Source organism: Escherichia sp. F1, assembly GCF_046764225.1.
Classification (GTDB): domain Bacteria; phylum Pseudomonadota; class Gammaproteobacteria; order Enterobacterales; family Enterobacteriaceae; genus Escherichia; species Escherichia coli.
In genome coordinates this window covers 4,565,523-4,579,028 of record NZ_CP177202.1, presented here as the reverse complement: position 1 = coordinate 4,579,028, position 13,506 = coordinate 4,565,523, and the positions used below count along the sequence as shown (strand labels likewise).

The window sequence follows — 13,506 nt, the reverse complement described above, 5'->3', positions numbered from 1 at the left end:
TTATTCAGAACGATTTTTTTTCAGGAGACACGAACATGGCCAGCAGAGGCGTAAACAAGGTTATTCTCGTTGGTAATCTGGGTCAGGACCCGGAAGTACGCTACATGCCAAATGGTGGCGCAGTTGCCAACATTACGCTGGCTACTTCCGAATCCTGGCGTGATAAAGCGACCGGCGAGATGAAAGAGCAGACTGAATGGCACCGCGTTGTGCTGTTCGGCAAACTGGCAGAAGTGGCCAGCGAATATCTGCGTAAAGGTTCTCAGGTTTATATCGAAGGTCAGCTGCGTACCCGCAAATGGACCGATCAATCCGGTCAGGATCGCTACACCACAGAAGTCGTGGTGAACGTTGGCGGCACCATGCAGATGCTGGGTGGTCGTCAGGGTGGTGGCGCTCCTGCAGGTGGCAATATCGGTGGTGGTCAGCCGCAGGGCGGTTGGGGTCAGCCTCAGCAGCCGCAGGGCGGCAATCAGTTCAGCGGCGGCGCGCAGTCTCGCCCGCAGCAGTCCGCTCCGGCAGCACCGTCTAACGAGCCGCCGATGGATTTTGATGACGATATTCCGTTCTGATTTGTCATTAAAACAATAGGTTATATTGTTTTAAGGTGGATGATTAAAGCATCTGCCAGCCATAAAAAAAGAAGCCTCCGTTATGGAGGCTTCTACATATCAAGTTAAAATCATTGGCCATTGTGGCGGTGTCTGATTCATCTCTTCTATCATCACCGACTCGATGTTGTGCCAGATGGCGGTGATATCCGCCATTGTGATGCCAAGCAACCCCATTGCGAACCAGCAGGCAGAAACCACGCCCAGACCGCTGCTGATCACTGCAAGCCCGACATAATCAGACCGACGAAAACGGATGTTGAGCGTGCTGGCCAGAAACATCATTACGGCACTAAGAAGTTGCCAGCGAAGTAGAACCACGCCAGTGGTGAGGGTAGCCATCAAACAATTCCTCTGAAAAGAGCCGATGCCCTGGACAGCGCGGCGTTGTTCACGGGAGGCGTGGTACACTCTGGCTATCGCGGGGCTTGCAGGACACAAAAATGAAACACTCTGTTTGTTTCATTAATTTTGTGAACTATATCACAATTGATTGTTTGTTAGCCAGATTAGGCCGTGACTTTTATTGCTGTACAGATTATGTGGTTTTTCAGTGGCATTAAGGGCATATCTTCCCGCCGCCTCTGCATTCCTGTAGAAAATTAATTTGAATATCAATGAATTATTTTTATCCAAGTGACCATTAAAAAGGTATCAATTTCAAATCAGGCAAAAGTGCTATTTATACCGTAAGATTTATCTAAAGACGTCGGTGCCCAGGGTTTTCACCTTGCAATGGCCGGGTATAAACAGGCAGGAAATTGATAGCAATGAGTCATCGTGCACGACACCAATTACTGGCGTTGCCGGGCATTATCTTTTTAGTTCTCTTTCCCATCATTCTGTCGCTATGGATTGCCTTCCTTTGGGCAAAATCAGAAGTGAATAGCCAGCTCCAAACTTTTGCTCAGCTGGCGCTGGATAAATCCGAGCTGGTCATTCGCCAGGCAGATTTAGTGAGCGATGCTGCTGAACGCTATCAGGGGCAAGTTTGCACTCCAGCCCATCAAAAGCGAATGTTGAATATTATTCGTGGCTATCTTTATATTAATGAATTGATCTATGCCCGTGATAACCATTTTTTATGCTCATCGCTGATAGCGCCTGTAAACGGCTATACGATTGCACCGGCCGATTATAAGCGTGAACCTAACGTTTCTATCTATTATTACCGCGATACGCCTTTTTTCTCTGGCTATAAAATGACCTATATGCAGCGGGGAAATTATGTGGCGGTTATCAACCCTCTCTTCTGGAGTGAAGTGATGTCCGATGATCCGACATTGCAATGGGGTGTGTATGATACGGTGACAAAAACCTTTTTCTCGTTAAGCAACGAGGCCTCGGCAGCAACGTTTTCTCCGCTGATTCATTTGAATGATTTAATCGTACAAAGAAATGGCTATTTATATGCGACAGTTTATTCGACAAAACGCCCGATTGCAGCCATTGTTGCGACTTCATATCAACGTCTTATAGCGCATTTTTATAATCATCTTATTTTTGCATTACCCGCCGGTATTTTGGGGAGTCTTGTTCTGTTATTACTCTGGCTACGTATTCGACAAAACTATTTGTCTCCCAAACGTAAATTGCAACGCGCCCTCGAAAAACATCAACTTTGCCTTTATTACCAGCCAATAATCGATATCAAAACAGAAAAATGTATCGGAGCTGAAGCATTGTTACGTTGGCCTGGTGAGCAGGGGCAAGTAATGAATCCGGCAGAGTTTATTCCGCTGGCAGAAAAGGAGGGGATGATCGAACAGATAACTGATTATGTTATTGATAATGTCTTCCGCGATCTGGGCGTGTACCTGGCAACACATGTCGATCGCTATGTTTCTATTAACCTGTCGGCCTCCGATTTTCATACGTCACGGTTGATAGCGCGAACCAACCAGAAAACAGAGCAATATGCGGTGCGTCCGCAGCAAATTAAATTTGAAGTGACTGAACATGCATTTCTTGATGTCGACAAAATGACGCCGATTATTCTGGCTTTCCGCCAGGCTGGTTACGAAGTGGCAATTGATGATTTTGGTATTGGCTACTCTAACTTGCATAACCTTAAATCATTGAATGTCGATATTTTGAAAATCGATAAATCGTTTGTTGAGACGCTGACCACCCATAAAACCAGTCATTTGATTGCGGAACACATCATCGAGCTGGCGCACAGTCTGGGGTTAAAAACGATCGCTGAAGGCGTCGAAACTGAGGAGCAGGTTAACTGGCTGCGCAAACGCGGCGTGCGCTATTGCCAGGGATGGTTCTTTGCGAAGGCGATGCCGCCGCAGGTGTTTATGCAATGGATGGAGCAATTACCCGCGCGGGGGTTAACGCGCGGGTAATAAAACTACAGGCGGTGGCGATAATCGCTGGGAGTGCGATCAAACTGCCGACGGAAAACGCGGGAGAAGGTCTGCTGCGAGACATAACCCAGGTCCATTGCGATATCAAAAATCGGACGCTCGGTGGCGCGCAACTCAACGGCGGCCAGTAACAGGCGGCGTTGGCGAATGTAATCACCAAGTGTCTGATGCGTCACCGTGCGGAACATCCGCTGTAAGTACCACTTTGAATAGCCTGATTTTTTTGCGACGACATCAATGTTAAGCGGCTGGTCAATATGCTCGTCAATCCATGCGATAAGATCCTGAATAATTTTCTGATGGGACATAAATCTGCCTCTTTTCAGTGTTCAGTTCGTTAATTCATCTGTTGGGGAGTATAATTCCTCAAGTTAACTTGAGGTAAAGCGATTTATGGAAAAGAAATTACCCCGCATTAAAGCGCTGCTAACCCCCGGCGAAGTGGCGAAACGCAGCGGTGTGGCGGTATCGGCGCTGCATTTCTATGAAAGCAAAGGGTTGATTAGCAGTATCCGTAATAGTGGCAATCAGCGGCGATATAAACGTGATGTGTTGCGATATGTCGCAATCATCAAAATTGCTCAGCGTATTGGCATTCCGCTAGCGACCATTCGTGAAGCATTTGGCGTGTTGCCCGAAGGGCATACATTAAGTGCGAAAGAGTGGAAACAGCTTTCGTCCCAATGGCGAGAAGAGTTGGATCGGCGCATTCATACCTTAGTGGCGCTGCGTGACGAACTGGACGGATGTATTGGTTGTGGCTGCCTTTCGCGCAGTGATTGCCCATTGCGTAACCCGGGCGACCGCTTAGGAGAAGAAGGCACAGGCGCACGCTTGCTGGAAGATGAACAAAACTAAAGCGCCACAAGGGCGCTTTAGTTTGTTTTCCGGTCTTTGTCTTTCTCTCTATCCCGCTGGTACACAGGAGGGTTTCCCCCGACGTCAACACACCTCATTCGAGCACGTGGTGGAGGTTCCGGTTGGTGTTGATGCTTTAATTGTATGTCACCGGCGTTTCTTCGCCAGTGTAAAAGTACACTTTTTAGCCGCAATATTTTTGTCATCTCAGACGATTTTTTATCGCAATCCTGAACGGTATGCGGCTCGATAACGCTGCAATCTTGCGCATCGACGATAACGTTTGCGCATCAATTGCCTGGTTTTTCATCGTCAAGACAATAAAAGAGAAAAAAGCAGCAAACTTCGGTTGAAAAAGCCGCTATGATCGCCGGATAATCGTTTGCTTTTTTTACCACCCGTTTTGTATGCGCGGAGCTAAACGTTTGCTTTTTTGCGACGCACCAATTTGTCGCAAACCTGGAGCAGGAAGATAACGTTTCGCTGGCAGGGGATTGTCCGCCACGCATCTTGACGAAAATTAAACTCTCAGGGGATGTTTTCTTATGTCTACGCCATCAGCGCGTACCGGCGGTTCACTCGACGCCTGGTTTAAAATTTCACAACGTGGAAGCACTGTCCGTCAGGAAGTGGTTGCCGGGTTAACAACGTTTCTGGCGATGGTCTACTCGGTTATCGTCGTTCCAGGCATGTTGGGTAAAGCAGGCTTCCCGCCTGCGGCAGTTTTCGTTGCGACCTGTCTGGTTGCCGGACTCGGTTCTATCGTGATGGGTCTGTGGGCTAATCTGCCGTTGGCGATTGGTTGCGCCATCTCCCTGACGGCGTTTACCGCATTCAGTCTGGTGCTGGGGCAACATATTAGCGTACCTGTCGCGCTGGGTGCCGTGTTCCTGATGGGTGTGCTGTTTACGGTCATTTCTGCCACGGGTATCCGTAGCTGGATTTTGCGCAACTTGCCGCACGGTGTGGCGCACGGCACGGGGATCGGTATCGGTCTGTTCCTGCTGCTGATTGCTGCTAATGGTGTCGGTCTGGTGATTAAAAACCCGCTTGATGGTCTGCCCGTTGCGCTGGGTGATTTCGCGACCTTCCCGGTGATTATGTCACTGGTAGGTCTGGCGGTGATCATCGGCCTGGAAAAACTGAAAGTCCCTGGTGGCATTCTGCTGACCATTATCGGTATCTCAATTGTCGGTTTGATCTTCGATCCTAACGTCCATTTCTCCGGCGTTTTCGCTATGCCTTCATTGAGCGATGAAAACGGCAATTCACTGATTGGCAGCCTGGATATTATGGGCGCGCTGAATCCTGTAGTCCTGCCAAGCGTTCTGGCGCTGGTGATGACGGCAGTATTTGATGCCACCGGAACTATCCGTGCCGTCGCCGGCCAGGCGAACCTGCTGGATAAAGACGGGCAGATCATCGACGGCGGGAAAGCACTGACCACTGACTCCATGAGCAGCGTTTTCTCTGGCCTGGTGGGGGCAGCTCCGGCAGCGGTATACATTGAGTCTGCGGCGGGTACGGCGGCGGGCGGTAAAACCGGTTTGACGGCTATCACCGTTGGCGTGCTGTTCCTGCTGATTCTGTTCCTCTCTCCGCTCTCTTACCTCGTTCCTGGGTACGCAACGGCTCCAGCGCTGATGTACGTTGGCCTGCTGATGCTGAGCAACGTGGCGAAAATCGACTTTGCTGATTTTGTTGATGCGATGGCGGGTCTGGTTACGGCGGTATTCATCGTGCTGACCTGTAACATCGTAACAGGCATCATGATCGGCTTCGCGACTCTGGTGATTGGTCGTCTGGTTTCCGGCGAATGGCGCAAGTTGAACATCGGTACGGTCGTTATCGCCGTGGCGCTGGTGACCTTCTATGCGGGTGGCTGGGCTATCTAATCTTTCATATGATTCTGAAAACGGGTGGCAATGGCTGCCCGTTTTTATTTTCTCCGCACATTGTGTGAGCTTTTGCGATATTCTGAAAAAATGAGAATTCAGGCATAACGTCTTTCTCAGATCATAAAAAACATCGCAAACAGGGAACGCATGGAAATCTTCTTCACCATACTGATAATGACCCTCGTGGTCTCGCTGTCCGGGGTGGTCACTCGTGTCATGCCCTTTCAGATCCCGCTTCCGCTTATGCAAATCGCCATCGGTGCGCTACTGGCGTGGCCGACGTTTGGTTTGCATGTGGAGTTTGATCCTGAACTCTTTTTAGTCTTGTTTATCCCGCCGTTGCTGTTCGCTGATGGCTGGAAAACGCCGACCCGTGAATTTCTCGAACATGGTCGAGAGATTTTCGGCCTCGCGCTGGCGCTGGTGGTGGTCACCGTGGTCGGCATTGGCTTCCTTATTTACTGGGTGGTGCCGGGCATTCCGCTGATCCCCGCCTTTGCGCTGGCGGCGGTGCTTTCTCCGACCGATGCTGTGGCGCTCTCCGGGATTGTTGGCGAAGGGCGCATCCCGAAAAAAATCATGGGCATTTTGCAGGGCGAAGCGTTGATGAATGACGCCTCCGGCCTGGTGTCGTTGAAGTTTGCCGTAGCAGTGGCGATGGGGACGATGATCTTCACCGTCGGCGGTGCGACGGTCGAATTTATGAAAGTGGCCATTGGCGGTATTCTCGCCGGTTTTGTAGTGAGCTGGCTGTATGGTCGCTCGCTGCGATTCCTCAGCCGCTGGGGCGGTGATGAACCCGCGACGCAGATTGTTCTACTGTTCTTGCTGCCATTCGCTTCTTATCTGATTGCCGAACATATTGGCGTTTCCGGCATCCTCGCTGCGGTTGCCGCCGGGATGACCATCACCCGCTCCGGTGTGATGCGCCGTGCGCCGCTGGCAATGCGCCTGCGCGCAAACAGTACCTGGGCGATGCTGGAATTTGTCTTTAACGGCATGGTATTCCTGCTGTTAGGTCTGCAGCTGCCGGGTATTCTGGAGACGTCGCTGATGGCGGCAGAAATCGACCCTAACGTCGAAATCTGGATGCTGTTTACCGATATCATTCTGATTTATGCGGCGCTGATGCTGGTCCGTTTCGGCTGGCTGTGGACGATGAAAAAGTTCAGCAACCGCTTCCTGAAGAAGAAGCCGATGGAGTTTGGTTCGTGGACCACACGAGAAATCCTGATCGCGTCTTTCGCCGGGGTGCGTGGGGCGATCACTCTGGCCGGTGTGCTCTCTATCCCGCTGCTCTTGCCGGATGGTAACGTCTTCCCGGCGCGCTATGAGCTGGTATTCCTGGCGGCTGGTGTCATTCTCTTCTCGCTGTTTGTCGGCGTGGTGATGTTGCCTATTCTGCTACAACACATTGAAGTCGCGGACCATTCGCAACAATTGAAAGAGGAACGTATTGCGCGAGCGGCAACGGCAGAAGTGGCGATTGTGGCGATCCAGAAAATGGAGGAGCGTCTGGCGGCGGATACCGAAGAGAATATCGATAACCAGCTGCTTACGGAGGTCAGTTCTCGCGTCATTGGTAACCTGCGTCGTCGCGCCGATGGACGTAACGACGTTGAAAGTTCCGTGCAGGAAGAGAACCTTGAGCGTCGCTTCCGTCTGGCGGCATTGCGTTCTGAACGTGCTGAACTGTACCACCTGCGCGCCACGCGGGAGATCAGCAACGAAACGCTGCAAAAATTACTGCACGATCTCGATTTGCTTGAAGCGTTGTTGATTGAGGAAAATCAGTAAGCCGAAAGCGACGTAACCAGGCCCGAGGTAATTTGAAAAAGGTGCAATCTTTTGCACCTTTAACAGGTTAGCTCGGGCTAACATACATGATTCTAAAACAAATAAGTTATCTCTCTTTTAAAGTCAATTCATTGGCTGTTCTTCGGCTTAACCTCAATCTGCATCTCGCATAATATCTGCAGTAATCTTCATAGCGACTGCATGAATATTATCCTCAGTTTGTGACATGCCAGTATGAGAGGTACAATCTTCTTCAAAGAATTTCTGTAGTGTTATCAGAGTATCACTATTAATGGGGATATTTTCCTCCCCTCGGAGAATGGAAATGCCCATTCCCTGCACGCTAGCCTCATCGAAATTAACCCGATAGAGACGGGTATTAAACATCCAGGCTTTTGTTAAAATAGAACAGTTGAAATGGCAGTTGCTTAAATTGGCATTATTAAAATTAACATTAGCCATATTAGATCCGGTACATATAACCATTTCGAGGAATGTATTTGTCAGCCGCGTAAAAAAGAGTTTGCTATCAATTAAGTTTATATTCTGAAGGATTGCTTTGTTCAGATTGACGCGAGACAGATCAGCATGGTCAAAGTTAATTAAATCGAGTTTAGAGAAACTAAGGTCGGCTTTAAATAAATTAACATATGGCGCTATTACTTTATAAAGATTTGCCTCAGCCATGTACGCCATATAAAAATTTGAATAATCAAGGAAGGTATTTTTAATATTGGCTCTATTCATTGCTGCATTGTAGAATTGAACATGCATAGCGGAGCATGCATTTAGAGTTCCGTCAGCCATTTTTATCTGAGCGAAATTTGAGTCATCGAGAATACAATTATCAAAAAGTATTTTTTCCATTATGGCGCAATAAAAATTCGTTTTATACATATTACAGTCCTGGAAAATAGCGTTTTGTAGTCTGCAACCTGCAAAATTCGAATTGGATAAATCTTCATCTTTAATCACGATGCCTTTCAGGCTAAGGTGTGAAAAATCGTAACCACCATTTACTGTCTGTGGGATTTCGATAGTATTATTATGGACGGTGACATTATTTATAAAATATACTACCTTAATGGACACTTCCTTATCTTTATTAAGGTAAACTCTTCTCGTAATTCTATCGTCACATTTATTATTTGCATGTGAAGCTATATCTATAAAATGTTTATGTATTTTCCTGTCCGTTTCTTTCGTGATTTTTCCTGATGGTAAACTATCATAAAATCTTTTCATTTTCTGAATCAAGCCTATCACTTTTTCATGATCATCTATTTTGAAAAGAGAGAGGGCTTTATTGTCAATTAACGTGTTTTTATGATGTTTTCTGTAATTATCTGATTTTGTTTTCTTTGTATGTGATGGACTTGTGACAGAGTGGTTATCGTTAATCTGGCAAAGAGGAAAAAACATATTATTTAAACCATTATAGCGCATAAAATATCCTTATAATTAACAAGAAAGAAAAGGCATATTCTCTGCATTATCATTTTCTACAACTGTCAAAAATCGCTCATTTTTTAATGAGTTTATTTCTTTAATATTATGGGAAAAGGTGATGCATTTTGCAGAGGAAGAGTATTCCCCGGTCAGGCGACCGGGGAAGGGGAGAGATTAATGCGCGCGGCCTTGCTCAACGCCAAAGCCGGTCTGGGAACGGATAAACTGCGCACGGAACAGTTCACGCTCGCGCGCGCCTTCCGCTGAGTTATCGGTTGCCGAGAAGAACCAGATGCCGAGGAATGCCACGCTGATAGAGAACAGCGCCGGGTATTCATACGGGAAGATGGCTTTTTCGTGACCGAGGATCTGTACCCAAATCGTCGGGCCGAGGATCATCAGCACCACCGCAGTAATCAGTCCTAACCAGCCGCCCAGCATCGCGCCACGGGTAGTCAGTTTCGACCAGTACATAGAAAGCAGAATGATCGGGAAGTTACAGCTCGCCGCGATGGCAAACGCCAGGCCTACCATGAAGGCGATGTTCTGATTCTCAAACAGCACGCCGAGGATAATGGCAATCACACCCAAAATCAGAACGGTGATTTTTGATACCCGCAGCTCTTCACGTTCGGTCGCGCCTTTTTTGAAGACGTTAGCGTACAGGTCGTGAGACACCGCCGATGCGCCCGCCAGCGTCAGACCCGCAACCACCGCAAGAATGGTGGCGAAAGCAACCGCTGAAATAAAACCGAGGAACAGGTTGCCACCCACTGCATTCGCCAGGTGAACTGCCGCCATGTTGTTACCACCAATCAGATGGCCCGCCGCGTCTTTATATTCCGGATTCGCACCAACCAGCATGATCGCGCCGAAGCCGATAATAAAGGTCAGAATATAGAAGTAGCCCATAAATCCGGTAGCGTAGAACACGCTCTTACGCGCTTCGCGGGCATCGCTGACCGTAAAGAAGCGCATCAGAATGTGCGGCAAGCCAGCCGTACCAAACATCAGTCCTAGCCCCAGAGAGAGCGCGGAGATGGGATCTTTCACCAGCCCGCCCGGCTTCATGATGTCGACACCTTTCGGGTGTACCGCCATCGCTTCGCTGAACAGATTGTTGAAGCTAAAGCCGACGTGTTTCATCACCATAAAGGCCATAAAGCTGGCACCGAACAGCAACAGCACGGCTTTGATAATCTGTACCCAGGTGGTCGCCAGCATGCCGCCGAACAGGACGTACATCATCATCAGCACGCCGACCAGTACTACCGCAATGTGATAGTTAAGGCCAAACAGCAGTTCGATCAGTTTACCTGCGCCTACCATCTGAGCGATAAGGTAAAGTGCCACGACCACCAGAGAACCACAGGCCGAAAGAATACGGATTGGCCCCTGTTTCAGGCGGTAAGAGGCTACATCGGCAAAGGTGTAGCGTCCCAGGTTACGCAGACGTTCGGCAATCAGGAACAGAATGATCGGCCAGCCCACCAGGAAGCCCAGCGAGTAAATTAAGCCGTCATAGCCGGAGGTAAACACCAGCGCGGAGATCCCCAAAAATGAGGCGGCAGACATATAGTCCCCGGCAATCGCCAGCCCGTTCTGGAAACCGGTGATATTGCCGCCTGCGGTGTAGTAGTCGCTACGAGAACGTACGCGTTTTGACGCCCAGTAGGTAATACCGAGCGTAAACACGACGAAAATCAGGAACATAATAATCGCCTGCCAGTTTGTTGGCTGGCGCTCTACGGCCCCGCTAATAGCATCCGCGGCGTTAGCTGCGAAAGGGAGTGTGGCGGCAAGCGCCGTCAGAACTCTTTTCATGATGCTTGTACCTCATGCAGGACTTCATTATTAAGACGGTCGAATTCGCCGTTCGCCCGCCAGATGTAGATACCAGTGAGAACAAAGGAGATCACAATTACCCCAACACCAATCGGAATACCGCGTGTGACGCTGGTGTTCGGATTCAGCGGAGTGCCCAGCCAGCCGGGCGCGAAGGCGATCAGTAAAATAAAGCCGATATAAACTGCCAGCATAATAATCGACAGGATGGTGGCAAACCGTTGCCGTTTTTCGACTAACTCCCTGAAATGCGCATTGTCTTCTATCCGCTGATAAATCGTACCATTCATCACAGATTCTCCAGAGGTTCCCGTCGTCTTTCACGCCGCAGGTTCGTCAGCCGCACTCGCCTCCCCCAGTCACATAGTTTTCTATGCTCCTGGGGAGATGCTCGCTTGCTTCCTTCCTGCAACGCGAAATACTTAGGGGAATTTTTATATTTGCCCTTTCCCACTATAAAGAAAGGGGCGTGTAGACCGGATAAGGCGTTATACGCCGCATCCGGCAATTGTGGGTTACGATGGCATCGCGATAGCCTGCTTCTCTTCAAGCAGCTTCTCGACTACGCCAGGATCGGCAAGCGTCGAGGTATCGCCCAGGTTGCTGGTATCGCCCGCCGCAATTTTGCGCAGAATACGGCGCATAATTTTGCCGGAGCGGGTTTTAGGCAGGGAGTCGGTCCAGTGCAGCACGTCTGGCGTCGCCAGCGGGCCAATCTCTTTACGCACCCAGTTGCGGACTTCTGCGTACAGTTCTGGTGACGGTTCCTCCCCATGATTAAGCGTGACGTAGGCGTAGATCGCCTGACCTTTAATATTGTGCGGAATACCTACTACGGCGGCTTCGGCAATTTTCGGATGCGCCACCAGCGCCGACTCAATCTCTGCCGTTCCCAGACGGTGACCGGAGACGTTCAGCACGTCGTCCACACGCCCGGTGATCCAGTAATAGCCATCTTCATCACGACGCGCGCCGTCGCCGCTGAAATACATATTTTTGAAGGTGGAGAAGTAGGTCTGTTCAAAACGTTCGTGATCGCCAAACAGCGTACGCGCCTGACCCGGCCAGGAGTCGGTGATCACCAGACTGCCTTCGGTAGCGCCTTCCAGCGGGTTACCTTCGTTATCGACCAGCGCCGGTTGCACGCCGAAGAACGGACGTGTTGCCGAACCGGCTTTTAGCTCGGTAGCGCCAGGCAGCGGCGTGATCATGAAACCGCCAGTTTCGGTCTGCCACCAGGTGTCGACCACCGGGCATTTCTCATTGCCGATTTTTTTCCAGTACCACTCCCACGCTTCCGGGTTAATTGGCTCGCCCACGGAACCGAGAATGCGCAGTGACGAACGGTCGGTGCCTTCAATCGCTTTATCGCCTTCCGCCATCAGCGCGCGAATCGCCGTGGGCGCGGTATAGAGAATATTGACCTGATGCTTGTCCACCACCTGCGCCATACGGGCAGGCGTCGGCCAGTTCGGTACGCCTTCAAACATCAGCGTGGTCGCGCCGCAGGCCAGCGGGCCGTACAGCAAATAACTGTGTCCGGTAACCCAGCCCACATCGGCGGTGCACCAGTAGATATCACCCGGATGATAATCAAAGACATATTTAAAGGTCAGCGCCGCGTACACCAGATAACCGCCGGTAGTGTGCAGCACGCCTTTCGGCTTCCCGGTAGAACCGGAGGTGTAGAGAATAAACAGCGGATCTTCGGCGTTCATCTCTTCCGCCTGGTGCTGATCGCTGGCTTGCTCAACCAGGTCGTGCCACCAGAGGTCGCGCCCTTCCTGCCAGTCGATTTTTCCGCCAGTACGCTTCAGTACCACCACATGCTCTACGCTGGTGACATTCGGGTTTTTCAGCGCGTCATCAACGTTTTTCTTCAGCGGAATACTACGCCCGGCACGCACGCCTTCGTCGGACGTGATTACCAACCGTGAGTTAGAATCGATAATGCGTCCGGCAACGGCTTCCGGCGAGAAGCCGCCGAAAATTACCGAATGCACCGCGCCAATGCGAGCGCAGGCCAGCATCGCGACCGCAGCTTCCGGTACCATCGGCATATAAATCGCCACCACGTCACCTTTTTTAATGCCCAGCTCGAGCAGGGTATTGGCGAAGCGGCAGACGTCGCGGTGCAGCTCTTTATAGCTGATATGTTTGCTCTGGCTGGCGTCGTCGCCTTCCCAGATGATGGCGGTACGATCGCCGTTTTCTTGCAGATGGCGGTCAAGGCAGTTTGCCGCCAGATTCAGCGTGCCGTCCTCGTACCATTTAATGGACACATTACCGGGGGCAAAGGAGGTGTTTTTCACCTTCTGGTAAGGTTTGATCCAGTCGAGAATTTTTCCCTGTTCGCCCCAGAAGGTATCTGGTGCGTTAATAGATTGTTGATACATCGCCTCGTACTGCTGAGGGTTTATCAGGCAACGGTCTGCGATGTTGGCAGGAATGGTGTGTTTGTGAATTTGACTCATGCTTTTGTTCTCCTTGTAGGATGTTAATAATATGTGGCATAAGCGTTAAATGTAGGGGTATTGGCAGTTTTGTTTAGTATTTGGGCGACAGATCACGCAAAAGTAGAATTGTGCAAATAAACGGCAGGGTAATTTTTGAAGGTCAGCAACAAAAGTTGATTAATTCTTTGAGGAACATGCAGTTATGCATGCTGTTGAA

General features: G+C 49.9%; 11 protein-coding genes. 5 read left to right on the top strand and 6 right to left on the bottom strand.

The features are described from left to right. The first annotated feature begins 35 nt into the window (after positions 1-35). Entirely contained in the window at positions 36-572 is a 537-nt protein-coding gene (gene ssb1, locus ACK8NJ_RS21975; RefSeq protein ID WP_000168305.1) for a single-stranded DNA-binding protein SSB1, read from the top strand. 99 nt (positions 573-671) lie between these two features. Here ssb1 and ACK8NJ_RS21970 read toward each other — a convergent pair whose 3' ends face one another. Then, positions 672-953, bottom strand: coding sequence for a YjcB family protein (locus tag ACK8NJ_RS21970; RefSeq protein WP_001295689.1), 282 nt, complete (start codon positions 951-953; stop codon positions 672-674). Between the two features lie 428 nt (positions 954-1,381). Here ACK8NJ_RS21970 and pdeC point away from each other — a divergent pair, with 428 nt between their 5' ends. Further along, the gene (gene pdeC, locus ACK8NJ_RS21965) at positions 1,382-2,965 is read left to right on the top strand and encodes a c-di-GMP phosphodiesterase PdeC (RefSeq protein ID WP_411961979.1); all 1,584 of its coding nucleotides are present in this window, start codon (positions 1,382-1,384) and stop codon (positions 2,963-2,965) included. A gap of 5 nt (positions 2,966-2,970) precedes the next feature. Here pdeC and soxS read toward each other — a convergent pair whose 3' ends face one another. Then, positions 2,971-3,294: a superoxide response transcriptional regulator SoxS gene (soxS, locus tag ACK8NJ_RS21960; protein WP_411961978.1), complete on the bottom strand. Its 324-nt coding sequence runs from the start codon at positions 3,292-3,294 to the stop codon at positions 2,971-2,973. A gap of 85 nt (positions 3,295-3,379) precedes the next feature. Here soxS and soxR point away from each other — a divergent pair, with 85 nt between their 5' ends. The 3 genes from soxR to ACK8NJ_RS21945 all read left to right on the top strand — a co-directional run bounded on the left by soxR (position 3,380) and on the right by ACK8NJ_RS21945 (position 7,539). After that, complete coding sequence (soxR, locus tag ACK8NJ_RS21955) at positions 3,380-3,844, top strand: redox-sensitive transcriptional activator SoxR (protein WP_000412424.1); 465 nt, start codon at positions 3,380-3,382, stop codon at positions 3,842-3,844. Positions 3,845-4,389: 545 nt separating this feature from the next. Beyond that, positions 4,390-5,739, top strand: a complete 1,350-nt coding sequence (ghxP, locus tag ACK8NJ_RS21950) for a guanine/hypoxanthine transporter GhxP (protein WP_000106882.1) — start codon at positions 4,390-4,392, stop codon at positions 5,737-5,739. A 150-nt stretch (positions 5,740-5,889) separates the two neighbouring features. Beyond that, entirely contained in the window at positions 5,890-7,539 is a 1,650-nt protein-coding gene (locus ACK8NJ_RS21945; protein ID WP_000402207.1) for a Na+/H+ antiporter, read from the top strand. Between the two features lie 153 nt (positions 7,540-7,692). On the opposite strand, the gene ACK8NJ_RS21940 is transcribed toward ACK8NJ_RS21945, so the two are convergent. The 4 genes from ACK8NJ_RS21940 to acs form a co-directional block, all read right to left on the bottom strand. Then, positions 7,693-8,985 (bottom strand): pentapeptide repeat-containing protein, encoded by a 1,293-nt coding sequence (locus ACK8NJ_RS21940; protein ID WP_094308600.1) that lies wholly within the window; start codon positions 8,983-8,985, stop codon positions 7,693-7,695. A 177-nt stretch (positions 8,986-9,162) separates the two neighbouring features. Continuing rightward, positions 9,163-10,812, bottom strand: coding sequence for a cation/acetate symporter ActP (gene actP, locus ACK8NJ_RS21935; protein ID WP_000832571.1), 1,650 nt, complete (start codon positions 10,810-10,812; stop codon positions 9,163-9,165). Next, entirely contained in the window at positions 10,809-11,123 is a 315-nt protein-coding gene (locus ACK8NJ_RS21930) for a DUF485 domain-containing protein (protein WP_001014565.1), read from the bottom strand. Before ACK8NJ_RS21930 ends, actP begins: the two co-directional genes overlap by 4 nt. Positions 11,124-11,348: 225 nt before the next feature. Then, complete coding sequence (gene acs, locus ACK8NJ_RS21925; protein ID WP_000078209.1) at positions 11,349-13,307, bottom strand: acetate--CoA ligase; 1,959 nt, start codon at positions 13,305-13,307, stop codon at positions 11,349-11,351. Positions 13,308-13,506 lie beyond the last annotated feature (199 nt).